The following is a 26,565-nucleotide window of genomic DNA, read 5'->3' as shown; positions in this document are numbered from 1 at the left end:
CACCAACACCCCAGCCCTAACCGAACGGCATTGCGTCTAGGCCCTTCGCCTCCGCTCTCGGGCGGGGTGGGCGGAAGCGGATCGGTTCGGGCGCTCGCAGGGGTCAGTGGGAGGAAGGAAACCGGCCCGGGGCCGCCGGTCGCGCGATCGGGGTGTTCACAGCAGGTCGGTCAGTCCGGCGACGGCGTCGGCCAGGCGCCGCTCCTCCTCGTCGGCGTGGCCGACGACGTAGGCGCCCTGGATGAACACCAGGACCGTGCGGGCCAGCCGCCTGGGGTCGGCGATGCTGGCCTCGCCGCGGTCGGCCGCCTTGGCCAGGATCGAGGTCAGGTCGCGTTCGAGTTCGGTCCAGGCCTCTTGGACGCGGCGCATCGTCGCCGGGTCGTCCGCCAGCTCGACGGCGGCGCGCACCACGAAGCCGCCTTCCTTCGAGTGGCGGGCCACCACTTCCAGTATGTCGCCGATCACTCTCGGGGCGTCCACGGCGTCGTCGGGGTCGCCGTCGAGCGCCCGTCTGGCGAGGGCCCGCATCTCGGGTTCGGTGTCCTCGCGATATCGGTTGAGTGCGGTGATGTAAAGCTGATGCTTCGATCCAAAGGCCGAATAGAGACCGGCCCGGTTCATTCCCGTGGCCGCCACCAGGTCCGACATGGAGGTAGCCGTGAATCCGCGCTCGAGGAAGGTTCGGGTGGCGGCGCGGAGGACTCTGTCCAAATCGGCATTCTTATTTCTGCTCACATTTGCACCGTATCGACACTCGGCGCTACCGGTCAATAACCGGGAGGTGGAAGGTGCCCGAGTGGCTCCAGTGAACAGCTCCACTCAGCGCTCGACCTTCTTGACACCCCGTAGCCCCGCGCAGCAGAATGAACGGAAACTCAACAGGCGCCCTGCGGGGGAAGTCCGGTCGGAAGCCGGCGCTGACCCGCAACGGTAGTCGCGGTTCGTTCCAGAACTCCAGCCGAGCAGACAACCTCTCGAACGATGGCTCGGCCCGCCCGCGTGAGCCCGAATGCCCGCCGGACGCCACTGTCCATAATCAACGCCTGTCGCGGTCTACAGGCGCTTGCGGCGTAGCCGCCTGCCCGAGACCTCGCGCGCACCAGGAAAGGTCAGGCAATGCGCCAAACGTCGACCTGGCGGAAGCTCACCGCTGCCGCCGCGGTCCTGCCCATCGTCGCCCTCGCGCCCGCTTCCCCCGCCGGGGCCCAGGACGAGCCGTTCGGCGACCCGTCCGCCGCGGCCGCCGCCTGGCTCACCGCTCAAGCCGAAGGGCCCTCCTGGGAGGACATCGGCGTCGGCGGCACCATGGACGCCGTCATCGGCCTCATGGCCGCCGGAGTCGGCGGCGACCAGGTGCAGGACACCCTCGAATGGCTCAACGAGCCCGACGTCCTGTCCTCCTACATCTACCAGCCCGACCCCGAGACCGACGAGTCCGTGCTCGCTCCCGGAGCGGCCGGCAAGGTCATGTACGTGGTGGCCACCGCCGGAGGCGACCCGACCGACTTCGGCGGCGTCCGCCTGGCCGAGGAGGTCGCCGACGCCCCGCTCGAGGGCGTCGCCCCCGACTCGGTCGCCTGGGCCGCGCTCGGGCTGGCCCGCACCGACGACGGCGTCACCGACGAGATCACCGAGACGCTTCTGGCGGCCCAGTGCGACGACGGCGGCTTCACCTACGACGCCCTCGAAGGCGGCGACTGCACCGGCAGCCCCGACACGACCGGAGTGGCCACCTCGGCCCTGGCCGCGATCGGCGGCGACGCCTCCGACGCCTATGAGGCGGCCCTGACCTGGCTGGAGGACAACCAGGGCGAGGCGGGCGACTTCGACGCCAACGCCAACTCGACCGCGATGGCCTCGCAGGCGATGCTGGCCTCGGACGGACGGCCCGAGGCCGCCGAGACCTCCTTGACCTACCTCATCGGCCTCCAGGTCGGCTGCGGCGACGAATCCGCCGGCGCCATCCGCTTCTCCGAGGACGACGACGGCTCGGACCCGCTCTCCCTCCAGTTCGCCACCACTCAGGCGCTCGTTCCGCTGTCGGGGCAGAGCCTGGCCGAACTCGACGCGAGCGCCATCGAAGCCGAGATCCCCGCCGTCGAATGCGGCGCCGAGGACGACCAGACCACCGAGGCGGCCGCCGATGACGAGGCCGACGACGAAGGCACCTCCTGGCTGCCGTGGGTGATCGCCGCAGCGGTCGTGCTCTTGGTCGCCGCGATCGCCTTCGCGGTCGTCCGCGGCCGCCGCGGCTCCTCGACCGAGAGCGCCGCCGGGGCCGGTTCCGCCTCGTCGTCGGACGAGGCCAAGGACGAGGAGTGATCCGACGCCTCGCCGCCCTCGCCGGGGCCGCCGCGTTCGCGGTCGTCCCGGCGTGGGCGGCGCCGGTCTCGGCCCAGGACGGCGAATGCGGCGGCGTGGTCGTCGTGGTCGACCGGCATGACGAGCACGACCCGGAGGTCGGCTGCGCCGAAGACCCCGCCACCGGGATCGAGGCGCTCACCCAGGCCGGGTTCGAGGTCGACGAGGTCGCATCGTTCCCCGGCGCGGTCTGCCGCATCGACCGGTACCCGCGCGCCGAGTGCGCCGACATGCCCGAGGCCGGCGCGTCCTGGTCGTACTGGCACGGCGACGGCGAGAAGTGGACGTTCTCCAGTGTCGGTGCCGGGACCTTCGAGCCCGATCCGGGCGACATCGAAGGATGGGTGTTCGGGGACGGCTCGGCCCCGCCGTCCATCGAACCCGGGCAGGCCGCGGTCGCGGCCCGGGAAGCCGAGGGCGAGAGCGAATCCGAGTCCGAGTCGACCCCGTCGTCGACGTGGCTGATCGGCGCGGTCGCCCTGGTCGCGATCATCGCCCTCGCCGTCTGGCGGCGGCGACGCGGCTCCGCCTCATGAGGCGGGCGCACCCGGTCGCCTGGTGGGGCTGGGCGCTGCTGCTGGCCACCGCCGCCAGCCGGACCGGCAACCCGTGGCTGCTGGCGCTCATCGTCGCCGTCTCCGGCCTAGTAGTCACCTGGTGCCGCGGTGACGAGCCCTGGTCGGGCGCCTACCGGGTGTTCCTGCTCATCGGCGGGACGGCCATCGCCGTCAGGATGGTCTTCTATATCGTGTTCGGCGGCGCCGACGGGGCCACGGTCCTGTTCACGCTGCCCGAGGTCCGGCTTCCCGACTGGGCGGCGGGCTTCCGACTCGGCGGCGCGGTCACCGCCGAGGGCGCGCTGGCCGCGGCCTACGACGGCCTGCGCCTGGCCACCCTCCTGGTGTGCGTGGGCGCGGCCAACGCCCTGGCCAGCCCCAGGCGGCTCCTGCGGTCGATGCCCGCCGCGCTCTACGAGGTCAGCGTCGCCGTGGTCGTCGCGCTGTCGGTGGCCCCACAACTGGTCGCCGGGGTCGCGCGCATCAGGCGCGCCAGGGCGCTGCGCGGCACCACCGGGAGGGGCCCGGCCCACTTCATGCGCACCGTCGTCGTGCCGGTCCTGCACGACGCGCTCGACCGGTCCCTGGCGCTGGCCGCGGCCATGGCCTCGCGCGGCTACGGCCGCGCCGCCGGCATCCCCTCCCGCGACCGCCGAGCCACCTCGGCGATGCTGCTGACCGGCCTGCTCGGGCTGTGCGCCGGGGCGTACGCGCTGCTCGGGTCCGCCACCCCCGCGCCGCTCGCGTGGAGCGTGCTCGCGCTCGGGGCCGCCGCCGCGGTGTTCGGGATCGCCTTCGCCTCGGCGCGCGTCCCGCACACCCGCTACCGCACCGACCGGTTCAGCGGCCGCGACTGGGCCGTCGTCGCCTCCGGGGCCGCCGCCGTCGCCGGGACCGTCGCGGCCGCCGCGCTCGATCCGGGCGCGCTGTGGCCGGCCGCGAACCCGGTCTCGATGCCGCCGGTGCCGCCTGTCGCCGCCGCCGGGATCATCGCCGCCGCCGCGCCGGCCCTGCTCGTCCCGTCCGCCAGAACCGCCGCCGCTGGGAGGCCCGCGTGATCCGCTTCGACCAGGTGACCTTCCGGTACGCCGACCGGCCGATCCTCGACGACGCCTCCTTCACCGTCCCCGAAGGCGAGTTCTGCCTGCTGGTCGGCGCCACCGGCGCCGGGAAGTCCACACTGCTCAAATCCGTCAACGGCCTGGTCCCCCACTTCACCGGCGGGACCATGAGCGGCGAGATCACCGTCGCCGGGCGGCCGGTGCGCGGCTCGACCCCGGCCGACCTGGCCGATGTGGTCGGCTACGTCGCCCAGGACCCCCTGGCCGGGTTCGTCACCGACGACGTCGAACTCGAACTGGCCTACACCGCCGAGCAACTCGGTATCGCTCCGGCCGCGATGCGCAAGCGCGTCACCGAGATCGTGGACCTGCTGGGCCTGGCCGAGGTGCGCGACCGCACCCTCGCGGCGCTCTCCTCGGGGCAGCGGCAGCGGGTCGCGATCGGCGCGGCCCTGGTCGCCGGGCCGCGGGCGCTGGTCCTGGACGAGCCGACCTCGGCGCTCGACCCCGGCGCGGCCGACGAGGTCCTCTCGGCGCTGCACCGGCTCGTGCACGACCTCGGCGTCACCGTCCTGCTCGCCGAGCACCGCCTCGAGCGCGTCGTGCAGTACGCCGACTCGGCGCTGCTGCTCGAAGGCGGCGAGGTCCGCGCCGGTGACACCGGCCGGATCCTGGCGGACTCGCCGGTCGCGCCTCCCGTCGTCCACCTGGGCAAGCTCGCCGACTGGCCGGGCCCGCCGGTCACGATCAGGCAGGCCAGGCGGGAAGCGGGCGGGCTGCGCGAGCGCCTGGCGGGGCTCGCCCCGGCCGAGAGGGGCGGGCCGAGCGCCGGGCCGGCGCTGCTGGTGGCCGAGGCGGTGACCGTCGACTACCCGGGGGTCCACGCCGTCGACGGGATCGACCTGGAAGCCCGGCGCGGGGAGCGGATCGCTCTGATGGGCCGCAACGGGTCCGGCAAGTCCAGTCTCCTGTGGGCACTCCAGGGCACCGGGAAGCGGTCGGGCGGCGCGGTCGCGATCGAGGGCGCCGATCCGGGCGGGCTCAAGCCGGTGCGGCGCCGCACCCTGGCGGGCCTGGTCCCGGCCGAGCCGGCGGATCTGCTGTACGCCGACACCGTCGCTGCCGAATGCGAAGCGGCCGACCGCGACGGCGGCGCGAGCGCCGGGGCCTGCGCGAAGATCCTCGCCGACCTGGCCGAGGGGATCGGGGCCGACACCCATCCCAGGGACCTGTCCGAGGGGCAGCGGCTCGCGCTGGCCCTGGCCGTCACCCTCACGGCGGCCCCGCCGCTGCTGCTGCTCGACGAGCCGACGCGCGGCCTGGACTATCCGGGCAAGGCGGCCCTGGCTCGCCGCCTGCGGGGACTGGCCGAGGCCGGGCACTGCGTGGCGGTGGCGACCCATGACGTCGAGTTCGTGGCCGAGTTCGCCGACCGGGTGGTGATCCTCTCCGACGGGCAGGTGGTGGCCGACGGCCCGGCGCGGGAGATCGTCTCGGCCTCACCGATGTTCGCCCCGCAGGTGGAGAAGATCCTGCCGGGCTGGCTGACGGTGGCCGAGGTTGCCGCGGCGCTGGGCGGGGCCGATGGCGGCCGCTAGCCCTCGTCCGGTTCTGCGCCTGCGCGGTGGTCTGGCCGTGGCGCTGGCAGCCGGGTTCGGGCTGGTCGCGATGGGGTGGCCGCTGCTGGCCGAGCCCGGAGGCGTGCTGACCGAGACGACTTCGGGCCCTTGGCTGTTCGCGCTGCTGCTGCCGCTGGTGACGGCCGTGGCACTGGTACAGCTGTCCGACGGCGGCATGGACGCCCGGGCGGTGGCGATGCTGGGCGTGCTGTCGGCGGTGGTCGCGGCCGTCCGTCCGTTCGGGGCCGGAGCGGCCGGAGTGGAGACGGTGTTCTTCCTGATCGTCCTGGCCGGCAGGGTGTTCGGGCCCGCGTTCGGGTTCATCCTGGGCAATACGGGCCTGTTCGCCTCGGCGCTGCTGACCGGCGGGGTGGGGCCGTGGATGCCGTACCAGATGTTCGCTTCGGCGTTCGTCGGCCTGGGCGCGGGCCTGCTGCCGGGGCGCGCCCCGGCAAGCCGGGGCGGGCGCGCCGCCGAGCTCGCCATGCTGGTCGCCTACGCCCTGGTGGCCTCGCTGGCCTACGGGCTGATGCTGAACATGTCGCTGTGGCCGTTCGTGTTCACCCAGGGCGAGCTGGCGTACGTCCCCGGCGCCGGTCCCGGGGAGAACCTGCCCCGGCTCGTCGCCTACACGCTGGCGACCTCGCTGGGTTGGGACATCGGCCGGGCGGTGACGACGGCCGTCCTGATCGCCCTGACCGGGCCGGTCCTGCTGAAGGTCCTGCGCCGCACCGCCCGCAAGGCCCGGTGGCTGTGAGGGCCCCGGCCCCCAGAGCGAAAGTTTCGGCCGAAATACCTGATCGACTGCAGCAGATCGAGCACCATCACTGAATTCGTCCGATCACGAAGCCTCATTCAGCTCTCTTACCAGCTATTATGACCGGAAGGCGGGCATCCGATCCTCCGGAAGATATCGGTATTTTTCCGGAAGTCATTGACACACCGTTGGCACGGACATATCGTTGCGAACGAAACAAATCGACTCTCATCAATACAAAGTGATGGGGGCTCGAACTCCGGTCGCCCGACGCGCGGCGGCCGCACCAGGCCGAATCGATCGAGGAGGATCCATGTCCGAAGAGAACGCCCCCCAGAACCCCAAGAGCCGCAGGAGCCTGCTGCTCGGCGGTGCCGGACTCCTGGGGCTCGGCGCGTCCGCACTGCTCATGCCCGGTACCGCTCACGCGGACCAGACAGTGACCTCGAACCAGACCGGCACCCACGAGGGCTACTTCTACTCGTTCTGGACCGACGCTCCCGGCTCCGTCTCGTGCGTGCTCAAGTCCGGCGGCAACTACTCCGTCGACTGGTCCAACACCGGGAACTTCGTCATCGGCAAGGGCTGGAGCAACGGCGGCCGCCGCACCGTCAACTGGTCGGGCAACTTCAGCCCGTCCGGCAACGCCTACCTGTGCGTCTACGGATGGACCTCGAACCCGCTCGTCGAGTACTACATCGTCGACAACTGGGGCTCCTACCGCCCCACCGGCGAGCACCGCGGCACGGTCAACAGCGACGGCGGCACGTACGACATCTACAAGACGACCCGCTACGACGCCCCGTCGGTCGAGGGCACCCAGACCTTCGACCAGTACTGGAGCGTCCGCACCTCGAAGAACTACTCCGGCGGCCAGATCACCACCGGGAACCACTTCGACGCGTGGGCGGGCGCGGGAATGAACCTCGGAAGCTTCGCCTACTACATGATCACGGCGACCGAGGGCTACCAGAGCAGCGGCTACTCCAACATCTGGACGAGCTGACACGCTCGGGCGCCGGTGAGCGGGCGGCTCACCGGTGCCCGACCACCGGCTCGTGGCGCACCGGGAAGTTCACCGAGCGGGCGATGAAGCACCGGGCCGGCACGTCGGCGTGGAGGCGCTCGGCCTTGGCGACCATCCCGGCCTCGGCCACCGTCACCTCGGGGCGCAGGACGACATCGGTGAACGCGCCTCCACCGCCGCGCTCGTCCATCTCCATCACGCCGCGCGGCCGGTCGACGTAGCCGACCACCCGCACCCCTCCGGCCGAGCAGAGGTGGAGGTACCAGAGCATGTGGCACTGGGACAGCGAGACCACCAGCAGCTCCTCCGGATTCCAACGCGAGGCGTCCCCGCGGAACGCGGGTTCGGAGGAGCCGTCGATCGACGCCTTGCCCTCGGCCGAGGCCACGTTGTCGCGGCTGAAGGCGCGGTAACCGCTGGTTCCCGAACCGAGGTCGCCGGTCCATTCCACCGTCACTTCATAGCTGTGCTGCCTGTCCATCCGCGAACCCTATCCTCCGCGGGCCGGATCGTCCTCCTTCCGGGCGGCGCAGGCGATCCCGGCCCGGTCACGGGCAGTCGTGGAGCCCCCAGTAGGCGATCCTGACGGGATCGTCGTACTCGACGACCGTGTCCGGCTTCGGGTTCTGCGACACGACCTCGCAGTCCTCGGGCTGGGACTCGCTGAGCAGGAGCGTGGACACGATGCGCACGTCCGTCCAGCCCAGGGAGTTCAGGTACTCCTGCGCCTCCGAGACGTCCACGCCGAGCACGTCGGGCAGCACGTCGCCCGTCGCGGGCGTCGCGTCACCGGTCTCGCTCGGCCGCGGGGACGCCTCGTCGGTCTCGGACGGGGTCGACGGCTCGTGGCTGGAGGCGGCCGGCTCGGCGGACGGCTCCTCGGCCTCCTCCGGCGATCCGGACGCCGCGGCGGGCGCCTCGGAGGTGGACCTGTCGATCCCCGCCGCTCCGGCCTCGGCCGGAGGTTCGACCTCGGACACCGAGAACTGCCGCAGCAAGAGCAGGCCGACCGCGGCGAGCACCAGGGCCACCGCGATCAGGAGCAGCGTCGGCCGCGAACGCCGCCGGTGCCTCCCGGCCGAATCGCCGCCGTCCTGGCCGGTCCGGGCGGCGACGACCTCCGTGGGGTCCCCGGCGTCGGCGGCGAGACGGCAGGACGCGGCGAGCGCGGCCGCGGACGGCCAGCGCTGCTGCGGGTCCTTCCGCAGGCAGCGCATCACGATCTCGACGACGGCGGGCGGCAGGCCGTCCGGCAGCGGCGGCGGTTCCTCGTACAGGTGCATCCGCACGACACCGAGCGGGTCCTCGGCGGCGAAGGGCGGGCGTCCGGCGAGGCATTCGTAGGCGACCGCGCCGAGCGAGTAGAGGTCGGCACCGCCGCCGACCTCCCGCCCGTTGAGCTGCTCGGGCGAAACGTACGAGGTGGTCCCGAGGATGCCGCCCGGCCGTGTCAGGCGGGTCCCGCCGTCGGTGAGCGAGATGCCGAAGTCCACCAGGCGCAGCCGGCCGTCGGGCTCGATGAGCAGGTTGGCCGGTTTGATGTCCCGGTGGACGACGCCGCCGCCGTGCGTGACTTCGAGGACTTCGGCGGTGGCGGCGAGGTACCGCAGGGTCTCATCGGGCGGGAGCGGGCCGCGCCGGTCGAGCACGTCCGCGAGCGAGGTGCCCTCGACCAGCTCCATGACGATGTACCGCACGGGCCGCCCGCTGGAGGAGTCCCGGCCGTAGTCGTAGACCTCCACCAGACCCGGGCCGCGGAGGCTGGCGAGGATCCTGGCCTCTCTGAAGAAGCGGTCGCCGAGGCGGTCGGGGTCGCCGTCCGATCGGTGGAGGATCTTCACCGCCACTCGGCGTTCGAGCAGCGTGTCGAACCCCCGCCACACTTCGCCCATGCCGCCGGCCGCTATGGGGCGGTCGAGACGGTAGCGCTCGGCGACGAGCGATCCGATGTCCACACGGTCTCCTTTTGAGTGCCGGGTTCGGCGCGGCGATCGACCGTCCCCACGCGCTTGGAAAAGGGCACCTGCACCTTACCGAGAGTGATCTGAGAATCTCTTTCCGAGCATGTCCATCAGATGGAAACGAATGCCTACTCGCCCAGGTGAACCCGCGTGCGCACGTTCTGGACGCGCAATTCCGGGCGCGGCGAATTCACTCATATTGAGGATTGCGAAGCACGACCCGGAACGCGAGCCGGGAGTCGAATGCAACCCGGCGGCCGATCAGTTAGGTAGTCGTCGAGGCGGGCGGATGCTTCGAGCATGGCCAGGCCCCGGTCGGTCAGCCTGCGCCGCCAGTCGTCCAGGGCCGCCGAGAGGGATTCGGTGCCGCCCGCCGTGCGGAGCTGCCGGACCACGGTCGCAATGTGGTCGAGGGGGTAGCCGCCGCGCCGCAGCAGGTGCGCCAGTTCGGCGTCGCGGACGTCGGCGGCGCGGTAGCGGCGGTAGCCGGTGGCCCGATCGCGCTCGGGCGCGAGGATTCGGGCCTCCTCCCAGTTCCGGATGGTCGCGGGGGTGACGCGGAGCCGGCGCGCGAGCTCGCCGATGGTGAACGGGGTCGGCGGTGCCGCCCGGTCCGGGGCGGCGTCGGGCTCGGACGCGAGGCGTCGGATCGCCGCCCGCACCGAGTCGAGCGTGCTCCGGTCGCGCAGCAACTGCTCGTGGCCGCGGTCGATGACCATCAGGGCGCCGTCGAGATCGCCGTCCCCGATCGCGTGCATGATCTCGCGGGCCGTCGAGTGGCCGTAGGCGCGGGCGAGGGCGAGGAAGGCGCGGAGCGCCGCCGCGTGGGCCCGGGTGTAGACGCGGTAGCCGCTGCCGGTGCGTTCGGCGGGTGGGATGAGGCCGTCGCGTTCGTAGTTGCGGACCGCTTGGGTCGAGAGGCCGTGCTCCCGCGCCAGATCCGATGGTCGCATGTCATCCCCTGTTGAGACTTCAACCCTTATTTCCGAGGCCGGATGCGATGAAAGTATCAACCGCTGTTTCAACGATATGTTTGAGGCCATGACTCAGTACATCGGAGACTTCGTGAGCATCTCGTGCGACCTGGTGGGGCTCGGCGAGCCGACGCATCGGGAACCGGCCTTCGCGCACGTGCGGAACGAGCTGTTCGCGCAGCTCGTCGACCGCGGCTTCCGGTCGATCGCACTCGAGACCGGCCGGGCGGCGGCGCTGGTCGTGAACGACTTCGTGCAAGGAGGACCGGGTTCGCTCGACACGGTGATGCGCGAGGGCTTCTCTCATGCCATGTTCGGCGTATCGGAGGGCAACCGGCGCCTGGTGGCGTGGATGCGCGAGTACAACACGGGCCGCTCCCCGAAGGAGCGGCTGGCCTTCCACGGTATGGACGCCCCGATGGAGTTCAGCGCCCCCAGCCCGCGGCCCTATCTCGAATACGCCCGCGATTTTCTGGGGCTCGATCTCGACATCGCGGGCCCGGCAGGCGAGGACGAGCGCTGGGGCCGCGCGGAGGCGGTCATGGACCCGGCCGAATCGCCCGGCGACACCGCCGGGGCCGAGAGGCTTCGCGCGATCGCCGACGACATGCTCGCCGCGCTCTACGCCCGTGCGCCCGAACTGATCGCGGCCACCTCGCGCGACGACTGGCAGCGGGCCAAGATCCAGCTCACCTCCGGTATCGGGCTGCTGCGCTACCACCGGCAGGCCGCGGAGCGCATCGAGAACGGCCTCAGGTGGTCGCGCCTGTCGGCGGTCCGGGACGCGCTGATGGCCCGGAACCTCCTCGACATCCGCGACATCGAGGCCCGCCGGGGCCCGACACTGGTGTTCGCGGGCAACGTGCACCTACAGCGGAATCCGAGCCATATGAGCATGGCGGGCATGGACCTCACCTGGTTCGGGACCGGCGCCATCCTCGCGTCCCTGCTGGGCACGCGGTACGCCTTCATCGCGGGCAGCCTGGGTCGCAGCGAAGGGCTCGGGCTCGCCGAGCCCGACCCGGGCACCCACGAGGGACGACTCCAGGCCGGGGCCGCCGCTTGGCGCCTGGAGGTGGCAGGCGCCGACCGCTCAGCGGTCTCGCGCACCGACACGAGGCCGGAACAGGGATACTTCCCGCTGGACCAGGAGACCCTGGACGGAGCCGACGCGGTCCTGCACATCGGCGAAGCCGAGCGTGCTCGGCAGCGGACCTGAGCCCACTGGTCCGAGGCTTCGACCCCGAGGAGTCGGTTGGTGGATCGAGGTGCCCTCGGCCGCTTGGATTCTGGTAGAACTTAGCGGTGACCCCCCGTCGCAGATCACTCGCCCGCTCCACGCCCGCCCGGTCGGCGCCGCTGTGGCTGCACGTCCTCGGCATGGTCGGTGTGGCCGTGGTGTTGGTCCTCGTCCTGTTGTGGCTGTTGACCAGCGACCGGACGTCGCCGTTGAGTCCGAGCCCGGACGACCGTTCGGTGCTGGAGGCGATCCGGCTGGCGTTCTACGCCGTCGCGGGCATCGGCGGCGTGGTCGCGCTGACCGTCGCCTACCGTCGGCAGCGCCTCCACGAGGCGGCGGACGAACGCGAAGACACCAAGCTCTACAACGAGCGGTTCGCGGCCGCCGCCGAGCAACTCGCCTCGGAGCAGGCCGCGAACCGCCTCGCGGGCGTCTACGCGATGGCGGCCCTGGCCGACGACTGGGACGCGGGCCGCCAGACCTGTGTGGACGTCCTGTGCGCGTACGTGCGAATGCCGTACGAACCACCGCCCCACCGGGCGGAACGCGACGCGGCCGAACCGGGGCGCTTCCAATCGGTGATCGAGGAGCGGCTGGTCCGCCACACCGTGACGGACGTGATCGGGGAACACCTGCGCGCCGAACCGGTCGAGGGGCGCACGTGGCACTGGTGCGACTTCAACTTCAACGGAGCGACACTCGACGACGGCGACTTCCGAAACGCGAGATTCTTGGGCTTTGCCTCGTTCGCCTACGCCCGCTTCCCGAGATCGATGGTCAACTTCACGGGCGCCGTCTTCGCGGGCCCGTTCAACTTCCGGAGGGCGACCATCGACGGGGGCGACGTCGTCTTCGATTCCGCCGAGTTCCATCGCAACTCGACCTTCGCCGAGATGACGGTGTCCGACGGCGGGCTGTTCTTCCGGAGCGCGAAGTTCCTGGGACCTACCTGGTTCGACGGGACCAAGTTCATCGGCGGGAGGGTCGAATTCAAGATTGTGCCGAACGATCCGGCCGGAGAGACGGACGCCTTCGGTCCTTCCATAGGCTTCGCAGATGCCTGCTTCTCCGGTGCGGAAGTCTCCTTTGACGGTACCGCTCTCGGATCGGAGTATCTCGACTTCACCAAGGTCGAGGACTGGTCGCGCCCGCCCAGGCTAGACGTCTCAGTCTATGGCGATGGTCGAGTACTACTTCCAGAATCCGATGCGCGAGAACAAGAAAGAGAACCAAGCCACACGGAGGACTGACGCCTATGCCCGAGACGATACGAGCCGTGAGCCAGTCGGTCCTCGGCGGTCCCGAAGTCCTCGAGCTGGCCGAGACCGAACGGCCCGAACCCTCTTACGGCGAGGTGCCAGTGCGGGTCTGCTCCTCCGGGGTGAACCCGGTCGACCCGGCCGCCCGCGAGAGCGGGTTCTACACCGGCAAGATCGTCCTCATTGTCGCCGATGAGGCACGAGGTCAGTGACTGCCCAGCTCGACGAGCAGGACTCCGGCGGAGATGAGTCCGATTCCCAGGGCCATGAGGCGCGTGAAGTGCTCCTTGAACAGGAACTTGCTCGCGACGGCCGTGATGGCCACGCCCGCCGCCGCCCAGATCCCGTAGGCGATGCCGATGCCCAGGCCCTCGCCGAGCGTCAACACCAGGAATCCGAAGGCCGACAGGTACCCGGCGATCACGGCGGCGTACCAGATGCGGCGGCCGTTCGTCGCCGCCTTCAGGGAGAGCGCGGCCGCGGTCTCGGTCAAGATCGCGCCTGCCAGATACACCCATTCCATTACGCCGTCTCCTCCCGTTCCCTGGCCTTCTGCGATCCGAACTCGACGGTGAGGACGCCGAGCGCAATCAGTGCGATCCCAAGTCCCATTACCGCGGTGAGCGCCTCGCCGTAGATCGCCGCCGCCAGGATCGCGGTCAGGGCGACTCCGGTCGCGCCCCAGATGCCGTAGGCGACCCCCAGTTGCATGCCTCGGCTCAGGACGGCGGCGAGGAGCGTGAAGGAGGTGAGATAGCCGACCGCCACCGGCGCGTACCAGGCCGGATGATCGAGGGCGGCCTTGAGCGAGAGCGAGCCGGTCACCTCGCTGGCGATCGCCCCGGCCAGCAGGAGCCACGGTTTCCACTTCATTCCTTGCCCTCCATGATCGATGCGGCGACCTCGCGCAGCGGTCCTCTCAGGTCGGCGGCGGGCGAGTAGGCGCCCAGCGCCTCGTCGATCCAGGCGCCGTCGGCGATCAGTCGGACCGCCGTCAGCCGGGCCCGGTCGGCGGCCGGGAGGTCGTCGGGCAGGTCGAGCCACGGATGCATCCGCTCGCACCAGCGCGCCGTCAGCGGTTCGCGCAGTCTCGGGTCGGCGAGCATGACGAGGTCGGCCCGGTCGACCTTCCCGGAGAGCGCCCAGTCCAGGTACGCGTACGTCCGCTGCTCCGGCGTGGCCTGTTCGAGGGGCCCTTCGAGCTGTGCGTTCAGGTCGCGTTCCCAGCAGTCGACCACCCAGTCGAGCAGTGCGAGCATCAGTGCTTCCTTGGTCGGGAAGTGGTACATCACCCCCGGTTTGGTCAGGTTCGCGCGCCGCGCGGCCGACTCCAGCGAGACAGCCTCTCCCTCCCTGAGGAGGTCCAGCGCGCCTTCGAGGATCTGGGTTCGAGAACTCGGTTTCACATTCGATACTTTACCAACCGGAAGGTAAATTATCGAACCGGATGTGACCGACCCGACTCGAAATCGCGCCGACCGGATAATCTGTACGTCCCTCTCCCCGAACCGGAGCGCCATGGCTTTTCTGGACCTTCCCGCCTGCCGGAACGCCCGCGACGTCGGCGGCGTGCCACTCACCGGTGGCCGCGCGGTCGCCGAGGGCGTGCTGCTGCGGACGGACAACCACGACAAGCTCACCCCGGCCGGGATCGACGCGGTCCGGCGGCTCGGGGTCCGGCGCATTCTCGATGTGCGCCACGCGTGGGAGGCCCGCGAGTTTCCCAGTCCGTTCGCCTCCGATCCGATCTACGCGAACGTGCCGCTCGACCGGGACCGGCCCGAGTTCGATCCAAACGCGCAGGACGACTACCGGACTCTGACCGACACGCCCGGCACCATCGCGGCCGCGTTCACCGCGCTCGCGGAGGCACCCGACGGGCCGGTCATGGTGCACTGCCACGGCGGGCGCGACCGGACCGGTGTCCTGGTCGCGTTGGCATTGGCTGTCGCGGGCGCGTCGGACGAGGCCATCGCCGCCGAGTACGCGCTGACCGATGGCACCGACCCCGAGACCATGACGGCGTTCCTCGCCGACCTCCGGGAACGGCACGGCGGCGCCGAGGGGTTCCTGACGGGGGCGGGCGTCGCCGCCCGGCACTTCGAGGCGGTCAGGCGGCGTCTGGACGGGGGCTGAGGTACTCCTTCGCCTCCGGGCGGTGCAGCAGCAGCGCGGCCGCGATCGAGCCGAGGACGAGCAGTGCCGCGGCGGCGTTGTCGGCGATGACGGTCCAGGTCGGGACCGCCGCTCGGACCCGTTCGGCCACCAGGGAGTCGGCCTGGTTCGAGGCGCCGATGGCGATGATCCAGCCCAGGTCGATCAGATTCGGCACGGCGCACAGGACGATCGCGATGCCGCCGCCGACGACCGCCACCGCTCTCGACTCGGATCGGGCCCGGCCGACGGCGATCGCCGTCGAGAGGAAGAACACTCCGAACAGGATGAAGCCGGTGGCCGAGGCGAGGTAGGCGGCGTACATGGGGACGCTGCCGAACTGCTCGCCCGGTGAGGAGGCGTCGTCGAAGCCCTCCTCGGGCATGCGCTCGAACACGGTCTGGACGGCCTCGCCCACGGAATCGTCGAACTGGTCGTACATCGCGATCTTCGCGGCCCCGGCCGCCAAGAGCGCCACGGCGACGACCCACAGGATCGCGCTCGCCGCGGCGATCGAGCGGGGTCGGGCGGTTTCGGCGGCGCTCATCGTGGACCTCGACTCAATGGTGGTGCTGCCGGTACAGGGCATCCTAAGCGATCCGCGGGCCTCCCCGGGGAGCGTAGCCGCTACGCGAAGCGCGATGGGCGAGGCCGCTGAGTCCGTCCCGTTCCGCAACCTCGCCGAGGGCCACTACTTCGGGCGCTGACCCGGCCGGGCCGGGTCAGTCCGCGTGGCCTCCGCTGACGCAGAACTCGTTGCCGTCGGGGTCGGCCAGGACCGTCCAGGAGAATCCGACGCCTGGGATCCGGTGGTCGGCCAGGCGCTCGGCTCCGGAGGCGACCAGGCGCTCGACCTCGCCGGCGTGGTCGGTGGCGACCAGGTCGACGTGGATGCGCCCGGGACTGGTGTCCTCGACGTACTGGAAGGCGATGCCGCCGCCGACCATGACGTATTCGCCCCAGTCGGTCGTGACCCGCTCGCCCAGCGCGTTCGCCCACCAGTCGGCGAGCTCGCGTGGGCGGGCGGTGTTGACCGTTACGTTCGCGATCTTCAGGCTCATGGCTCGAAGCGTAGGCGCCACCTGTGACAGTCTCGGGCCCTAAGCGCGGCCGTACTGGATCGGCAGGTGGTGCTCGTCGCCGAGTTCGCGGGCGGCCTGGTGCGGCCAGTACGGGTTGCGCAGCAGCTCGCGGCCGAGCATGACGGCGTCGGCTTCGCCGTTGGCGAGGATCTTCTCGGCCTGCTCGGCCTCGGTGATCAAGCCCGCGGCCGCGGCCGACAGGCCGGTCTCGCGCCGCACCCGCGCGGCGAAGGGGACCTGGTATCCGGGGCCGACCGGGATCTTGGCGCCGGTGAGGTTGCCGCCGGTGGAGATGTCGAGCATGTCCACGCCGCGTTCGGCCAGGTGCGCGGCAAGCCGCACGGTGTCGTCGCCGGTCCAGCCGTCGGGCTCGATCCAGTCGGTGGCCGAGACGCGCACCAGCAGCGGCCGGTCGGGGCCGATGGTCTCGCGGACGGCCTCGACCGCCTCGGTCACGAACCGGGTGCGGTTCTCGAACGAGCCGCCGTAGGCGTCCTCGCGGTGGTTGGAGACCGGGGAGAGGAACTCATGGAGCAGGTAGCCGTGGGCGGAGTGGACCTCGATGACGTCGTATCCGGCCTCGACGGCGCGGCGGGCGGCCCGCGCGAAGGCTTCGACGGTCCCGGCGATCTCGTCGGCGCTGAGTTCGTGCGGGGTGCGGTGGCGCTCGGAGAAGGGGATGGGGCTGGGGCCCTGCGGTTCCCAGCCGCCTTCGTCGTCGGCCAGTGGCTTGCCGCCGTGGAATTCGATGTCGGTGGAGGCTTTGCGGCCGGCGTGGGCGAGCTGGATGCCGGGGACGGCGCCCAAGGAGCGCATGAGCTCGGTCAGGCGCCGGTGCCCGGCGGCCTGCTCGTCGTTCCAGATGCCGAGGTCGGCGGGGCTGATGCGGCCTTCGGGGACGACGGCGGTGGCCTCGGTGAGGATCAGACCGGCCCCACCCGCGGCGCGGGAACCGTAGTGCTGGACGTGCCAGTCGTTCGGCGCGCTGGTGCCGGGCCCGGAGACGGCGGCGCTGTACTGGCACATCGGGGCCATCCAGGCCCGGTTGGGGATGGTGATCCCGCGCAGAGTGATCGGTGCGAACAAGTTGCTGGACATGATGGTTGTTCCTCTTATGCGATGAGTTCGAGCAGCGCGGAGGCGGCTCCGGGGGCGGAGGCCGGGTTCTGGCCGGTGACGAGGTTGCGGTCGACTTCGACGTGGGCGGCGAACGGCTCGTCCGCGACGACGTCGATCCCGGCTTCGGTGAGGCGGTCCTGGAGCAGCCATTTCGCCCGCTCGGCGAGCCCGGCGGCGTGCTCCTCGGCGTTGGTGAAGGCGGTGATCCGGTAGCCGGCGAAGGCGTTCTTCCCTTCTCCGGAGGCCGCGAGCAGCGCGGCCGGGCCGTGGCAGACCACGCCGACGGGCTTGCCGCCTTGGAGGGCGGCGGCGAGCAGGCGCCCGGAGTCGGCGTCGGCGGCCAGGTCCTCCATGGGGCCGTGCCCGCCGGGGATGTAGACGGCGTCGAAGTCGGCGAGGTCGACCGCGTCGAGCGCGACCGGGGAGGCGAATTCGGGGGCGGTCTCGACGATGGCGCGGACGCGGGCGGCGTTGTCCTCGCCGCCGTTCGCGTCGGGGCTCAGCGACCCCTGGTCGACCGGCGGGACGACGCCGCCGGGGGTGGCCACGGTGACCTCGTGTCCGGCATCTTTGAACGCCTCGAGCGGGATCACGGCCTCGTCGGCCCAGTACCCGGTCGGGTGCGCGGTGCCGTCGGCGAGGGTCCAGGTGCCGGAGCCGGTCATGATGAACAGGATTTTCGCCATGTCGTTGGTTCCCTTCGCTATCGGTCGAAGCTGGCGTAGTAGCCGGCGGCCATGTCCTGGTCGCCGTGGCCCTGGTCGGAGGCGCGGCGGAAGCGTTCCAGGCCGGCCTCGGCCAGGTCGAGGCGGACGCCTCCTTCGCGGGCGGCTTCGAGGATGAGCCGGGTGTCCTTGGCGGCGGTGTCCAGGCCGAAACTGGCCGGGTCGAGGCCGCCGTCGAGGATGAGGGAGCCCTTGACGCGGGCGTATCCGGCGTCGAGCGGTCCGCCGTCGATGAGTTCGAAGAAGCGGGCGGGGTCGACGCCGAGCCCTTTGGCGAGCGCGAGGACTTCGCCGATGCCGTGGGTGAGGATGAACACCCAGCTGTTGGCGACGAGTTTGAGGGCCGAGGCGCTGCCGTCGGCGGCGTCTTCGCTCGTCCGCACGGTCTTTGCGCCGACGGCGTCGAACACCGCCTGGGCTTGGGGGTCCTCGGCGGGCCCGGCGGCCAGGACGGTGAGCTTGCCGGCCTCGGCCGGTTCGCGGGTGCCGAGGACGGGCGCGTCGAAGAAGACCAGTTCGTGTCGGGCGGCGAGGTCAGCGAGGGGGCCGACGGCCTCGATGCCGACGGTGGTCGACTGGACCCAGCGGACGCCGGCGCGCAGGCCGGGCGCGGCCTCGCCCATGACCTGGCGGACGGCCGGTCCGTCGTGGAGCATGGTGAGGACGACGTCGGCGCCGTCGACTGCCTCGGCGGGCGTGTCCGCGATGTGCGCGCCGTCATCGGAGAGCGGTTCGGCCTTGGCCCTGGTGCGGTTCCAGGCCCGGACGGCGTGTCCGGACCGGGCGAGGTTGCGGGCCATGGCGGCCCCCATGATGCCGGTGCCCAGCACCGCTACGGTCAGCTGATCTGCCATTTCGCCGTTTCCCTTCAGAGGCGGTCGTTCCGGCCCGAAACCGAGATTACTTGCAGACGCCGACTAATGCAAGCGACGACTATCGTGGTGTAATGCATATCCCGGTACACTGAGGTGAACGACTATCGGACCGGGACGGAGGAGCACGGTGTCGACCACGCCGCTCGCGGGCACGGAACTGGCGCAGCAGTGGTGCGCGCTGTCGGCCCTGCACGAGCGCATCGCCGGCCGCATCGAGAAGCGGTTGCAGGCCGAGCACGATCTGAGCGTGCGCGAATTCTCCCTGCTCACCGTCCTCAGCCGCCAGAGCGAGGGCCGCCACCTCCAGATGCGCCAGGTGGCCGAGGCCGTGGTGCTGAGCCAGAGCGCCACCACCCGCCTGGTCGCCCGGCTCGAGGACCGGGGCCTGCTGGCCCGCACCATCTGCAAGTCGGACCGGCGCGGCATCTACACCGACGTCACCGCCTCCGGAGCGGCGCTCTTGCAGGCCGCCCGCCCCACCCACGACCGGGCCCTCGAAGAGGCCCTGGCCGAGGCCGAGGGCGAACCCGAGTACGCCCCGCTGGTCGAGGCGCTGCGCAAGATCCTCTGAGGCCGGTCACCGCGGTCCGAGCCCTTCGGTGGCCAGTTGCACGGCCCGCTCCAGCGGGGTGCCGTGCTCGACCATGACGACGCAGCCCATCATGATGCTCTTCAGGTCCGAGGGCGTCAGATCGGCGCGGACGCCTCCAGCGGCCTGGGCGTGGCCGAGCAGCCGCGCCTCGGCCCGGCGCAGTCCGTCTGCCAGCGCGTGCAGGTCGGTGCCGGATACCTCGGCGAGGCCCTTGTAGATCGAGCGGTCGCGCATGGTCCAGTCCACGATCCCGTTCAGGTACTCGCGGAAGGCCGCCGCCGGATCGTCCGATTCGGCCAGCGATTCCACATACTCCCTGACCTGGCCGATCTTGTCGGTCAGGATGGCCCCGAACAGGGCCTCCTTGGTCGGGAAGTGGCGGTAGACGGTGCCCACCCCCACCCCGGCCTCGGCGGCGATCACACTGACCGGCACCTCGAACCCGCGCTCGGACACGACCTCCTCGGCGATCTGGAGAATCCTGGCGCGGTTGCGCGCCGCGTCCGCCCGCAACGGCCGCTCGTCGCCCATTGCCGCCCCCTCGCTTGTAAACGGAATGATGATTCCGTATATTGAAAGCGGAACCAGCATTCCGCTTCATTCTCTCACGGCAAGGAGCCTATCCATGACCGCCATGAACGACTACCGCCTCCTCGGCGGCAGCGGCCTGCGCGTCTCCCCGCTGGCCCTCGGCACCATGACCTTCGGCAGCGAGCAGTTCGGCAGCGACGAGGCCGACTCGCGGGCCGTCCTCGACCGCTACCTCGAATCCGGCGGCAACTTCATCGACACCGCCGACGTCTACTCCTCCGGCCGCAGCGAGGAACTGCTCGGCAAGTTCCTCGGCGAATCGGGACTGCGCGACTCGGTCGTGCTGGCCACCAAGTTCTCCCAGGGCGACCGCAGCGCCGACCCGAACCGGTCCGGCAACGGGCGCAAGAACCTGATCGCCTCGCTCGATGCCTCGCTGCGGAGGCTCGGCACCGACTACATCGACCTGTACTGGGTCCACATCTGGGACACCGTCACTCCGGTCGAAGAGGTCATGTCGACCTTCGACGCGCTGGTGCGCGCCGGGATAGTCCGGGCGTTCGGGTTCTCCAACGTGCCGTCCTGGTACGCGGCCAAGGCGCAGGTGACCGCGCGCTGGCGCGGCTGGGAGCCGGTCGCGGCGCTCCAGATGGAGTACTCGCTGGCCAACCGCTATATCGAGACCGAGTACGTCGGCGCCGCCCTCGACCTCGGCATCGGTCTGATCCCCTGGGGGCCGCTGGCCAGCGGGTTTCTCTCTGGCAAGTACCGGCGCGAAGGCGACTACGTGACCGGCACCGGCCGCCTGGAAGACGAGACACAGCGGATGATCGCGTCTATGACCGGCGGCTTCGGCGACCGCCACTGGGCGGCGCTGGCGGCGGCCGAAGCCGTGGCCGCCGAGATCGGCCGCCCCATAGCGCAAGTCGCGCTCAACTGGGTGACGCGGCGATCCGCGATCGCTTCGACCATCATCGGCGCCCGCAATACCGACCAGCTCGAGCAGAACCTGGCCGCGCTCGAATTCGAGCTGACGGACGAGCAGATGGCTCGCCTGGACGAGGCGAGCGATGCGGTGACCGAGAAGCTCCACCTGATGTGGCGCCCAGAGATCCAACGCCAGTTCATGACCCCCGATTACACCGTCGCGAAAGAACCGGCGACGTACCGCCCGCGAACGGCCGCATAGGAAAGGACTCCCCAGCGACCGAGAAGGCCCGGGCGCGGCGGTGCCGCGAGGGAACGACCTCACGCCGCACCGCCGCGCCCGGAGAGCTATTCGGCCGGGTGCTGGACGATGTTGCGTGCGTCGGTGAGGATGCCGGGGCTGAGCCGGTCGCCGTCCCAGGCGCGGGCCCAATGGGGACTGTGTATTTAACAGGACAGTCCCGGTCACGGCATATAATCACATTAGGTCCACCGCGCTGAGCCCCGAGCAATCGGTGAAGCTACTGAAGCAGCGAGCCCAAAGCCTAAAGGATTGACATGACCAGCGCCAATGACTTGAATTCAGCCGTCTGGCGGAAGTCCAGCCGGTCGTCTACCAACGGTCAATGTGTCGAGGCCGCTCCCGTAGGCGGAACCGAGTCCCCGGCGTTCGCGATCCGGGACTCCAAGCTCCCCACCGACGGCGACTTCCCGCACCTCCTCGTCTCCGCCGCCACCTGGACCGCCCTCATCACCGCCGCCAAATCCGGCACCCTCACCTAGACCGCGACCTCCGAGCGATCGAGCGCCACTCCGCAAACCCCTGCGCACCTTCGAACCGAACCTCGGCTCCTTCCCGGGGCGACTCTGGGTGCGGCGTGAAGCCCGATCCGTCCAAGGCGCGGATACCGGCAAACACCTACGTGCATTCCGTGCAACCTGCCTGTCAACGGCCGCAGGGAACCTGAGTCGCCTCAGTGCAGGCAGAACTCATTGCCTTCTGGATCACGCATGACATAGGTCGTCGGCCCGCGATCACTATGCGTCGCCATGAACTCCGCCCCAAGCCCGATCAACCGTTCGACCTCGGCCCGTTTCTGACCCTCCTCGACATGGATATCCAGGTGCACCCGGTTCTTCGCGGTCTTACCCTCCGGCACGCGCTGGAAGAACAGCCGTGGCTCGATGCCCTCAGCGTCCCGGCAAGCCGCGACATCCCGGAACGCCGAGCGGCCACCGACGATGATCCGATCCTCCACGGGCAGGCGACCATCGGCCACCAACTGATCCACGAATGCCGAGTGGTCTTCGACGTCGATGCCGAACACCTGAGCCCAGAACACGGCCTGCGAGTGCGGGTCGGCGCAATCGAACGTGACTTGAGTCCTCATGGTCACGAACCTTGCCACACCACACCGACAAGATCACCGCGTCCGCAAGAACGCGCATCGGATCGGACCCGACCGAACTCGTTACCACATGCTGTCTCTCCCCTACATTCCAGGGAGGATCGCCGATGAAGCCGCGGGAGATGTCGGCGGCAACGCCGAGTCCGCCCGAGACCTGGCCGGAAGCATCGACTCCTCCAAGCCGACGATCCCGAGCGGCGGCTCCTGCTGTGGTCGGCCGAGCCGGATACGGCCTCGCACGAGGCGTTGCAGCTCCTCGGCTCGTGGTCGGCCCCCGAGTTCGGCGCCTCGACCGCGCAGCCGGAAGGCCGGTCCTCGCAGGCACCTTGGTATGGGCGGCGACCTCAGTCTCCTCCAATCCGTTCTCCAGGGTCGAATTGGACTTCCACTTCCTCACCGCCGTCAGCACGGCCGGCTACATCTGGAAGTTCCCCCGAGACACACCGCAGGAAGTACAGATCACCGCGGATCCCGATCGCCCGTAATGCGCTCCAGGTGCGTTCGCGGTCCGGTCATTGAGCAGGGTTCGCGGCCCGCCATCATGGGCCCAGAGCTTGACCGATTCCGGCGACGATCGTGCGCAGGCCGTCTTCGAAGGCCGCCGGTCCGCCGGGGTCGCCGCCTTCTCTGATCGCCTGCCCCAAGGCCGGTGTCGCACTGAGGAGCTGCTCTTGCTGCTCCGGTGACATGTCCTCCGGTGGGGTCTCCCCAGTGTCGGCGTGCCGCTGGCGGTCCGCCTGTTCCTCCAGGACGAATCCGGTGACGTAGGAGTTGATCGTCGTCAGCGCCCGCAACGCCTGGACGGCGGTGAACCCGAGCCCGATCAGCGCGGCGATCGTGGCGTCGAGGTGAGACAGCACGTCCGCGCTGCCGCGGCTGCCCGCGATCAGGCGGGCGCCGTCGCGCCGCGACAGCAGTATCCGGCGGCGCGCTCTCGCCTGGCGGGTCATCCAGGCGTCCCACGTCTCGTCCTCACCGGGAAATTCGCGGTCCTGCTCCGATTCGAGGAGCCGAGCCATTTCGTCGAGCAGTTCGTGCTTGCTCTTGAAGTGCCAGTAGAGCGCCGGAGACTTCACCTCCAGTCGCGCCGCCAGCTTGCGCACGGTCAACCCGTCCAGCCCGGTCTCGTCCAACAGGTCGAGCCCGGCGGCGGCGATGGTGCGCCGGTTCATGGTGCCGACCGCCTTCCCCGAGTTGACGGCTCGTTTCCGCCGGGATACCTTAGCACCGCACAGTCCTTAGCAATGCTAAGGAAATTCTCTCAGGAACGGGAGACCACCCATTGCTCTACGGCATCGACACGCCGTTGGCGCTCCTCGCGTTCGCGCTCTGGTTCGCCGCCGGAATCCAGTCCGGTCGACTCGCCCACCCCACCGCGCCGCAGCGCTACCGGCGCCGAGTCCGCAACCTGCTGGGGACCTTCGTGGCGGCGATGGCCGCGACGGCCGCATACGACCTCGCCGCACTCACCGACCAAAGCTGGTTCATGACCCCGGACCTGTTGTGGCTGCACCTGGCGTTCACGGCCGTCCCAGGCGCGGCCGCCGCCGCGGTGAGCCTGCCGCGGATCGTCGCCGCCCGGCGCACGGATGAGCCCGCCGCCGGCCCGCTGCTCGTGGTGCCACCGCAGGCGGCGGCTCTGGCGGCCGGGGCGAACCTGTACTTCCTCTTCGCGCCGCACCCGATCCTGCGCCCGTCCGATGTCGCCGTCCCGGTCGCGCTCCTGGTCGCATGGACGGCCGCCTCGATCTACCGGCATTCGCGCCGGAGAATCGAACCCGGTGCCGCTGTCCGCGGACGCGTCAGGGCGACTCGGGCGGCGGTGAGCGCGGGCATGACGATCGCGTTCATCGTCGCCTGGGCGACCACCGCCGCGGCGATCGCCCCGAGCATCGGCCAGGCGGCACCCGAGGCGACGCATCCGGTGACCCCGAGCTCGGTGACCACCGAAGGCGACGAGCTGTACTTCGAGGTCCGCGGCGAGGGACCGCCGCTGCTGATGATCTCCGGCGGCGGTGGCGACGCGGGGTTCTACACCTACGTCGCCGACATCCTCGCCGACGACTACGAGGTCATCACCTACGACCGGCGCGGGAACTCGCGGAGCACCCGCAACTTCCCCGACAGCTTCGACATCTCCCAGCAGGCGCGCGACGCCGAGGCCGTGATCCGGGCGGCGGGTCACGAGTCGGCACACGTCTTCGGCAACAGCGCCGGAGCCATCATCGCCCTCGAACTCGCCGCGAGCCACCCCGAGGTGCTGCGCACGGTCGTCGCCCACGAGCCGCCGACCCTGCACGTCCTGCCCGACGCCGACAAGTGGCTGGGGATGTTCGCGAGCGTCTACCGCACGTCCTTCGCATTGGGCCCGCAAACCGCGAACTTCCAGTTCTCGATGTCGCTCAAGGCCGTGCCGTTCAGCGCCTTCGGTCACACACCGGAAGGTTTCGCCGAACGCGCCGACGGCAACCACGGGTTCTTCATCAGGAACGAGATGCTGCCGTTCGTCAACTACCGCCCCGACACCGACGCGATCGAGTCCAACGGAGTGGACCTGATCATGGCCGCGGGCCGACTCACCCTCGACACCGGTGACTACTACGGCCGCACCGCCCCGATCCTGGCCGCCGAACTCGGGCATGAGACCGCCGTCTTCCCGGGCCACCACATCGCCTACTTCGACCAGCCCCAGGCGTGGTCGGCGGCATTGCGCGGCCTCCTCGAAGACGCGTGACGAAGAGAGCCGGGCACGACCGGCGGTCCCCGCGCGGGATCGCCGGGTCGTTCAGCGAGGACCTCCGCGGGCAGTGACGCTTCCCTCTCGATACATACCCCGTAGGCATCCTGGTTTCGTCGAGGCGAGAATACGGAAATGACCGAAACGACCCCGAATCCGACTTCACCGCCGGCGGCCCTGGCGTGCTCCCTGGCAGGCGGTCTCGTCCTGGGGGTGCTCACGAACCTCGCTCAGGGCTGGCTTCCTGGCGCGTGGAACCAGATCGCGAACTCCGGGGCGGTCTGGGCCGCGTTCGCCTTCGCGGCCGGAGCCGCGCTGGCCGGGCGCTGCCGGTACCCGACGATCGCCGCGGCGGGCGCGTGCGTCGAGATCGGCCTGGTCGCCGGGTACTACGGGTACGCCGTCCTCGCGCGGCACGACGATGTCGACTCGCTGCTGGGCTGGCCGCTCATCTGGACGGCATTCGCCCTCGTCGCCGGCCCCCTCTTCGCCGTCGCGGCGGCCTGGTGGCGGCGGGGCCGGACCGTATGGCACCGTTCGGCCGGCCTCGGCGCCCTCGGCGGCGTCTTCGGCGCGGAGAGCATCCACTATGCGGTCGTGCTGCACTATCCGGCCCAGGCATGGGCGTGCGCCGCGATCGCGATCGCCGTGCCGCTCCTGGCGGTGCGCGGCGAACGGGCGCGCACCTTGGCCGTCGTCGGCGTGCTCGCGCTGCTCGCCTACGGCGCAGTATTCGTGTCGCTCGACGCCGTCTCGACGGGTCCCCATTGAATCCGACGTCAGCGGGACGGAACTTGATCGTGCAGTCCTCGTTCTCGTAGTCGAGGTGGACCACCACTTCGGGCGCGGCTCGGGCTACTCGACGATCAGGGGAACTCCAAGGTGCTGGCCACGCGCCTACTTCTCGATCCCGTAACGCAGCAGTGCCACGCCTTTGTCGAACCCTGCGGCCTCGATCAGCTTCAGGTCGTGCCGATCCTCGAAGACGGGCGTGCCCTTGCCGATCGCGGCCGGGCAGACCAGCATCCGGACTTCGTCGACGAGGCCGTCCTGCAGCAGCGAATGCATGAGCTGCAAGCTCCCCCACAGCCAGAGGTCCTTGCCGCCCTGCGCCTTGAGTTCCCGGACGGTGGCGGCCGCGTCGCGCGTCACGGTCGCCGCGGGATAGTCGCCCCACGGGGCTTCGTCCAGCTTGGAGGAGGCGACGAACTTGGCCAGGCTGTTGAGCCTCCGCCCGTACTCGCCCTGGTCGTCGGCGGTCGGCCAGTAGCCCTTGGCCATCGCGTAGGTGTTCGCGCCGAGGATCATCGTGTCGACCGAGTCGATGAAGGCCATCATGCTGTTCTGGAACGGGTCGTCGGTGACCGCGTCGTCGAACGGCTCGCCCGACACGAAACCGAGCCCGCCGCCCTCCTCCGCGGCGAAGTTGTCGACGGTGACCCACTGCTGGACTACGAGCTTCCGCATCTTCGATTCCTATCGTCCTCCGCACCCTGGTACGGGCGCGATCGTTGAGCTGCATTCGGGATCCGAGCCGTGATTCGGCATTCGGTCCCACTAGATCAGACTCCTTGCGGCGCCGTGATTCATCGGAG

The 26,565-nt window shown here is 70.4% G+C and carries 31 protein-coding genes; 15 read left to right on the top strand and 16 right to left on the bottom strand.

Annotated elements, in window-relative coordinates; translation table 11 throughout:
- Nucleotides 1-156 precede the first annotated feature (156 nt).
- Nucleotides 157-714 carry a TetR/AcrR family transcriptional regulator gene (locus JFB92_RS14905; RefSeq protein ID WP_199040307.1) on the bottom strand — a complete coding sequence of 186 codons (558 nt, stop codon included), beginning with the start codon at nt 712-714 and terminating at the stop codon, nt 157-159.
- Between the two features lie 405 nt (nt 715-1,119).
- On the opposite strand from JFB92_RS14905, the gene JFB92_RS14900 reads away from it, so the two are divergent.
- The 6 genes from JFB92_RS14900 to JFB92_RS14875 all read left to right on the top strand — a co-directional run bounded on the left by JFB92_RS14900 (nt 1,120) and on the right by JFB92_RS14875 (nt 7,364).
- On the top strand, nt 1,120-2,325 hold the full coding sequence (locus JFB92_RS14900) for a prenyltransferase/squalene oxidase repeat-containing protein (protein ID WP_199040303.1): 1,206 nt from the start codon (nt 1,120-1,122) through the stop codon (nt 2,323-2,325).
- Nucleotides 2,322-2,900, top strand: a complete 579-nt coding sequence (locus tag JFB92_RS14895; protein WP_199040301.1) for a hypothetical protein — start codon at nt 2,322-2,324, stop codon at nt 2,898-2,900. The genes JFB92_RS14900 and JFB92_RS14895 overlap by 4 nt, the downstream gene beginning before the upstream one ends.
- A complete protein-coding gene (locus tag JFB92_RS14890; RefSeq protein ID WP_199040299.1) occupies nt 2,897-3,979 on the top strand; it encodes a CbiQ family ECF transporter T component in 1,083 nt (360 codons plus the stop codon). Before JFB92_RS14895 ends, JFB92_RS14890 begins: the two co-directional genes overlap by 4 nt.
- Nucleotides 3,976-5,580, top strand: a complete 1,605-nt coding sequence (locus JFB92_RS14885) for an ABC transporter ATP-binding protein (protein WP_199040297.1) — start codon at nt 3,976-3,978, stop codon at nt 5,578-5,580. Before JFB92_RS14890 ends, JFB92_RS14885 begins: the two co-directional genes overlap by 4 nt.
- The gene (locus tag JFB92_RS14880; RefSeq protein WP_199040295.1) at nt 5,567-6,358 is read left to right on the top strand and encodes an ECF transporter S component family protein; all 792 of its coding nucleotides are present in this window, start codon (nt 5,567-5,569) and stop codon (nt 6,356-6,358) included. Before JFB92_RS14885 ends, JFB92_RS14880 begins: the two co-directional genes overlap by 14 nt.
- 313 nt (nt 6,359-6,671) lie before the next feature.
- Nucleotides 6,672-7,364, top strand: coding sequence for a glycoside hydrolase family 11 protein (locus JFB92_RS14875; RefSeq protein WP_233163256.1), 693 nt, complete (start codon nt 6,672-6,674; stop codon nt 7,362-7,364).
- 28 nt (nt 7,365-7,392) lie between these two features.
- On the opposite strand, the gene JFB92_RS14870 is transcribed toward JFB92_RS14875, so the two are convergent.
- From JFB92_RS14870 to JFB92_RS14860, 3 genes are all read right to left on the bottom strand, one after another.
- A complete protein-coding gene (locus tag JFB92_RS14870) occupies nt 7,393-7,866 on the bottom strand; it encodes an OsmC family protein (protein ID WP_199040293.1) in 474 nt (157 codons plus the stop codon).
- Between the two features lie 67 nt (nt 7,867-7,933).
- Nucleotides 7,934-9,340: a serine/threonine protein kinase gene (locus JFB92_RS26640; RefSeq protein ID WP_199040291.1), complete on the bottom strand. Its 1,407-nt coding sequence runs from the start codon at nt 9,338-9,340 to the stop codon at nt 7,934-7,936.
- A gap of 200 nt (nt 9,341-9,540) precedes the next feature.
- Entirely contained in the window at nt 9,541-10,299 is a 759-nt protein-coding gene (locus tag JFB92_RS14860) for a TioE family transcriptional regulator (protein WP_199040289.1), read from the bottom strand.
- Nucleotides 10,300-10,387: 88 nt separating this feature from the next.
- On the opposite strand from JFB92_RS14860, the gene JFB92_RS14855 reads away from it, so the two are divergent.
- From JFB92_RS14855 to JFB92_RS14845, 3 genes are all read left to right on the top strand, one after another.
- The gene (locus JFB92_RS14855; protein ID WP_199040286.1) at nt 10,388-11,539 is read left to right on the top strand and encodes an erythromycin esterase family protein; all 1,152 of its coding nucleotides are present in this window, start codon (nt 10,388-10,390) and stop codon (nt 11,537-11,539) included.
- A gap of 86 nt (nt 11,540-11,625) precedes the next feature.
- Nucleotides 11,626-12,810: a pentapeptide repeat-containing protein gene (locus JFB92_RS26635; protein WP_199040284.1), complete on the top strand. Its 1,185-nt coding sequence runs from the start codon at nt 11,626-11,628 to the stop codon at nt 12,808-12,810.
- 26 nt (nt 12,811-12,836) lie between these two features.
- On the top strand, nt 12,837-13,031 hold the full coding sequence (locus JFB92_RS14845) for a hypothetical protein (protein ID WP_199040281.1): 195 nt from the start codon (nt 12,837-12,839) through the stop codon (nt 13,029-13,031).
- Here JFB92_RS14845 and JFB92_RS14840 read toward each other — a convergent pair.
- Genes JFB92_RS14840 through JFB92_RS14830 form a run of 3 tightly spaced genes read right to left on the bottom strand, consistent with a single transcriptional unit; the run spans nt 13,025 to nt 14,225 of the window.
- Entirely contained in the window at nt 13,025-13,342 is a 318-nt protein-coding gene (locus JFB92_RS14840; protein ID WP_199040278.1) for a DMT family transporter, read from the bottom strand. The genes JFB92_RS14845 and JFB92_RS14840 overlap by 7 nt on opposite strands.
- On the bottom strand, nt 13,342-13,692 hold the full coding sequence (locus tag JFB92_RS14835) for a DMT family transporter (RefSeq protein ID WP_199040275.1): 351 nt from the start codon (nt 13,690-13,692) through the stop codon (nt 13,342-13,344). The genes JFB92_RS14840 and JFB92_RS14835 overlap by 1 nt, the downstream gene beginning before the upstream one ends.
- Nucleotides 13,689-14,225: a TetR/AcrR family transcriptional regulator gene (locus tag JFB92_RS14830; protein ID WP_199040272.1), complete on the bottom strand. Its 537-nt coding sequence runs from the start codon at nt 14,223-14,225 to the stop codon at nt 13,689-13,691. The genes JFB92_RS14835 and JFB92_RS14830 overlap by 4 nt, the downstream gene beginning before the upstream one ends.
- Nucleotides 14,226-14,337: 112 nt before the next feature.
- Between JFB92_RS14830 and JFB92_RS14825 the strand changes: the two genes are divergently transcribed.
- On the top strand, nt 14,338-14,955 hold the full coding sequence (locus tag JFB92_RS14825; protein ID WP_199040269.1) for a tyrosine-protein phosphatase: 618 nt from the start codon (nt 14,338-14,340) through the stop codon (nt 14,953-14,955).
- On the opposite strand, the gene JFB92_RS14820 is transcribed toward JFB92_RS14825, so the two are convergent.
- The 5 genes from JFB92_RS14820 to JFB92_RS14800 form a co-directional block, all read right to left on the bottom strand.
- Nucleotides 14,930-15,520, bottom strand: a complete 591-nt coding sequence (locus JFB92_RS14820) for a hypothetical protein (RefSeq protein WP_199040266.1) — start codon at nt 15,518-15,520, stop codon at nt 14,930-14,932. The genes JFB92_RS14825 and JFB92_RS14820 overlap by 26 nt on opposite strands.
- 175 nt (nt 15,521-15,695) lie before the next feature.
- Complete coding sequence (locus tag JFB92_RS14815) at nt 15,696-16,034, bottom strand: VOC family protein (RefSeq protein WP_199040263.1); 339 nt, start codon at nt 16,032-16,034, stop codon at nt 15,696-15,698.
- A gap of 39 nt (nt 16,035-16,073) precedes the next feature.
- Nucleotides 16,074-17,153: an NADH:flavin oxidoreductase/NADH oxidase gene (locus JFB92_RS14810; RefSeq protein WP_199040260.1), complete on the bottom strand. Its 1,080-nt coding sequence runs from the start codon at nt 17,151-17,153 to the stop codon at nt 16,074-16,076.
- 14 nt (nt 17,154-17,167) lie between these two features.
- Complete coding sequence (locus tag JFB92_RS14805; protein ID WP_199040257.1) at nt 17,168-17,860, bottom strand: type 1 glutamine amidotransferase domain-containing protein; 693 nt, start codon at nt 17,858-17,860, stop codon at nt 17,168-17,170.
- A 17-nt stretch (nt 17,861-17,877) separates the two neighbouring features.
- Nucleotides 17,878-18,753 carry an NAD(P)-dependent oxidoreductase gene (locus JFB92_RS14800; protein WP_199040254.1) on the bottom strand — a complete coding sequence of 292 codons (876 nt, stop codon included), beginning with the start codon at nt 18,751-18,753 and terminating at the stop codon, nt 17,878-17,880.
- A 148-nt stretch (nt 18,754-18,901) separates the two neighbouring features.
- Here JFB92_RS14800 and JFB92_RS14795 point away from each other — a divergent pair, with 148 nt between their 5' ends.
- Entirely contained in the window at nt 18,902-19,345 is a 444-nt protein-coding gene (locus tag JFB92_RS14795; RefSeq protein ID WP_199040251.1) for a MarR family winged helix-turn-helix transcriptional regulator, read from the top strand.
- A 6-nt stretch (nt 19,346-19,351) separates the two neighbouring features.
- Here JFB92_RS14795 and JFB92_RS14790 read toward each other — a convergent pair whose 3' ends face one another.
- A complete protein-coding gene (locus JFB92_RS14790; RefSeq protein WP_199040248.1) occupies nt 19,352-19,897 on the bottom strand; it encodes a TetR/AcrR family transcriptional regulator in 546 nt (181 codons plus the stop codon).
- A gap of 94 nt (nt 19,898-19,991) precedes the next feature.
- On the opposite strand from JFB92_RS14790, the gene JFB92_RS14785 reads away from it, so the two are divergent.
- Both JFB92_RS14785 and JFB92_RS14780 read left to right on the top strand, forming a co-directional pair.
- A complete protein-coding gene (locus JFB92_RS14785; RefSeq protein ID WP_199040245.1) occupies nt 19,992-21,086 on the top strand; it encodes an aldo/keto reductase in 1,095 nt (364 codons plus the stop codon).
- A gap of 296 nt (nt 21,087-21,382) precedes the next feature.
- Entirely contained in the window at nt 21,383-21,607 is a 225-nt protein-coding gene (locus tag JFB92_RS14780; RefSeq protein WP_199040242.1) for a DUF397 domain-containing protein, read from the top strand.
- Between the two features lie 191 nt (nt 21,608-21,798).
- Here JFB92_RS14780 and JFB92_RS14775 read toward each other — a convergent pair whose 3' ends face one another.
- Nucleotides 21,799-22,215 (bottom strand): VOC family protein, encoded by a 417-nt coding sequence (locus JFB92_RS14775; RefSeq protein WP_199040239.1) that lies wholly within the window; start codon nt 22,213-22,215, stop codon nt 21,799-21,801.
- 557 nt (nt 22,216-22,772) lie between these two features.
- Nucleotides 22,773-23,405, bottom strand: a complete 633-nt coding sequence (locus tag JFB92_RS14770; RefSeq protein WP_199040236.1) for a TetR/AcrR family transcriptional regulator C-terminal domain-containing protein — start codon at nt 23,403-23,405, stop codon at nt 22,773-22,775.
- A gap of 110 nt (nt 23,406-23,515) precedes the next feature.
- Between JFB92_RS14770 and JFB92_RS14765 the strand changes: the two genes are divergently transcribed.
- Together JFB92_RS14765 and JFB92_RS14760 are read left to right on the top strand one after the other, a co-directional pair.
- Nucleotides 23,516-24,967: an alpha/beta fold hydrolase gene (locus JFB92_RS14765; RefSeq protein WP_199040233.1), complete on the top strand. Its 1,452-nt coding sequence runs from the start codon at nt 23,516-23,518 to the stop codon at nt 24,965-24,967.
- 138 nt (nt 24,968-25,105) lie between these two features.
- Nucleotides 25,106-25,741, top strand: a complete 636-nt coding sequence (locus tag JFB92_RS14760) for a DUF6518 family protein (protein WP_199040230.1) — start codon at nt 25,106-25,108, stop codon at nt 25,739-25,741.
- 126 nt (nt 25,742-25,867) lie between these two features.
- Here the strand turns inward: JFB92_RS14760 and JFB92_RS14755 are convergent, their stop codons facing one another.
- Nucleotides 25,868-26,437, bottom strand: coding sequence for a dihydrofolate reductase family protein (locus JFB92_RS14755; protein WP_199040227.1), 570 nt, complete (start codon nt 26,435-26,437; stop codon nt 25,868-25,870).
- Nucleotides 26,438-26,565 lie beyond the last annotated feature (128 nt).

It is taken from the genome of Glycomyces salinus, from assembly GCF_016428645.1.
Classification (GTDB): domain Bacteria; phylum Actinomycetota; class Actinomycetes; order Mycobacteriales; family Micromonosporaceae; genus Glycomyces; species Glycomyces salinus.
This window is presented reverse-complemented; position numbering and strand designations above follow the sequence as displayed.

Excerpts from the sequence above, each read along its gene's own strand:
- JFB92_RS14900 (WP_199040303.1), top strand. The coding sequence starts at position 1,120 with ATGCGCCAAACGTCGACCTGGCGGAAGCTCACCGCTGCCGCCGCGGTC.
- JFB92_RS14890 (WP_199040299.1), top strand. The coding sequence starts at position 2,897 with ATGAGGCGGGCGCACCCGGTCGCCTGGTGGGGCTGGGCGCTGCTGCTG.
- JFB92_RS14880 (WP_199040295.1), top strand. The coding sequence starts at position 5,567 with ATGGCGGCCGCTAGCCCTCGTCCGGTTCTGCGCCTGCGCGGTGGTCTG.
- JFB92_RS14875 (WP_233163256.1), top strand. The coding sequence starts at position 6,672 with ATGTCCGAAGAGAACGCCCCCCAGAACCCCAAGAGCCGCAGGAGCCTG.
- JFB92_RS14870 (WP_199040293.1), bottom strand. The coding sequence starts at position 7,866 with ATGGACAGGCAGCACAGCTATGAAGTGACGGTGGAATGGACCGGCGAC.
- JFB92_RS14860 (WP_199040289.1), bottom strand. The coding sequence starts at position 10,299 with ATGCGACCATCGGATCTGGCGCGGGAGCACGGCCTCTCGACCCAAGCG.
- JFB92_RS14855 (WP_199040286.1), top strand. The coding sequence starts at position 10,388 with ATGACTCAGTACATCGGAGACTTCGTGAGCATCTCGTGCGACCTGGTG.
- JFB92_RS14840 (WP_199040278.1), bottom strand. The coding sequence starts at position 13,342 with ATGGAATGGGTGTATCTGGCAGGCGCGATCTTGACCGAGACCGCGGCC.
- JFB92_RS14835 (WP_199040275.1), bottom strand. The coding sequence starts at position 13,692 with ATGAAGTGGAAACCGTGGCTCCTGCTGGCCGGGGCGATCGCCAGCGAG.
- JFB92_RS14825 (WP_199040269.1), top strand. The coding sequence starts at position 14,338 with ATGGCTTTTCTGGACCTTCCCGCCTGCCGGAACGCCCGCGACGTCGGC.
- JFB92_RS14820 (WP_199040266.1), bottom strand. The coding sequence starts at position 15,520 with ATGAGCGCCGCCGAAACCGCCCGACCCCGCTCGATCGCCGCGGCGAGC.
- JFB92_RS14815 (WP_199040263.1), bottom strand. The coding sequence starts at position 16,034 with ATGAGCCTGAAGATCGCGAACGTAACGGTCAACACCGCCCGCCCACGC.
- JFB92_RS14810 (WP_199040260.1), bottom strand. The coding sequence starts at position 17,153 with ATGTCCAGCAACTTGTTCGCACCGATCACTCTGCGCGGGATCACCATC.
- JFB92_RS14805 (WP_199040257.1), bottom strand. The coding sequence starts at position 17,860 with ATGGCGAAAATCCTGTTCATCATGACCGGCTCCGGCACCTGGACCCTC.
- JFB92_RS14800 (WP_199040254.1), bottom strand. The coding sequence starts at position 18,753 with ATGGCAGATCAGCTGACCGTAGCGGTGCTGGGCACCGGCATCATGGGG.
- JFB92_RS14790 (WP_199040248.1), bottom strand. The coding sequence starts at position 19,897 with ATGGGCGACGAGCGGCCGTTGCGGGCGGACGCGGCGCGCAACCGCGCC.
- JFB92_RS14785 (WP_199040245.1), top strand. The coding sequence starts at position 19,992 with ATGACCGCCATGAACGACTACCGCCTCCTCGGCGGCAGCGGCCTGCGC.
- JFB92_RS14780 (WP_199040242.1), top strand. The coding sequence starts at position 21,383 with ATGACCAGCGCCAATGACTTGAATTCAGCCGTCTGGCGGAAGTCCAGC.
- JFB92_RS14775 (WP_199040239.1), bottom strand. The coding sequence starts at position 22,215 with ATGAGGACTCAAGTCACGTTCGATTGCGCCGACCCGCACTCGCAGGCC.
- JFB92_RS14770 (WP_199040236.1), bottom strand. The coding sequence starts at position 23,405 with ATGAACCGGCGCACCATCGCCGCCGCCGGGCTCGACCTGTTGGACGAG.
- JFB92_RS14760 (WP_199040230.1), top strand. The coding sequence starts at position 25,106 with ATGACCGAAACGACCCCGAATCCGACTTCACCGCCGGCGGCCCTGGCG.
- JFB92_RS14755 (WP_199040227.1), bottom strand. The coding sequence starts at position 26,437 with ATGCGGAAGCTCGTAGTCCAGCAGTGGGTCACCGTCGACAACTTCGCC.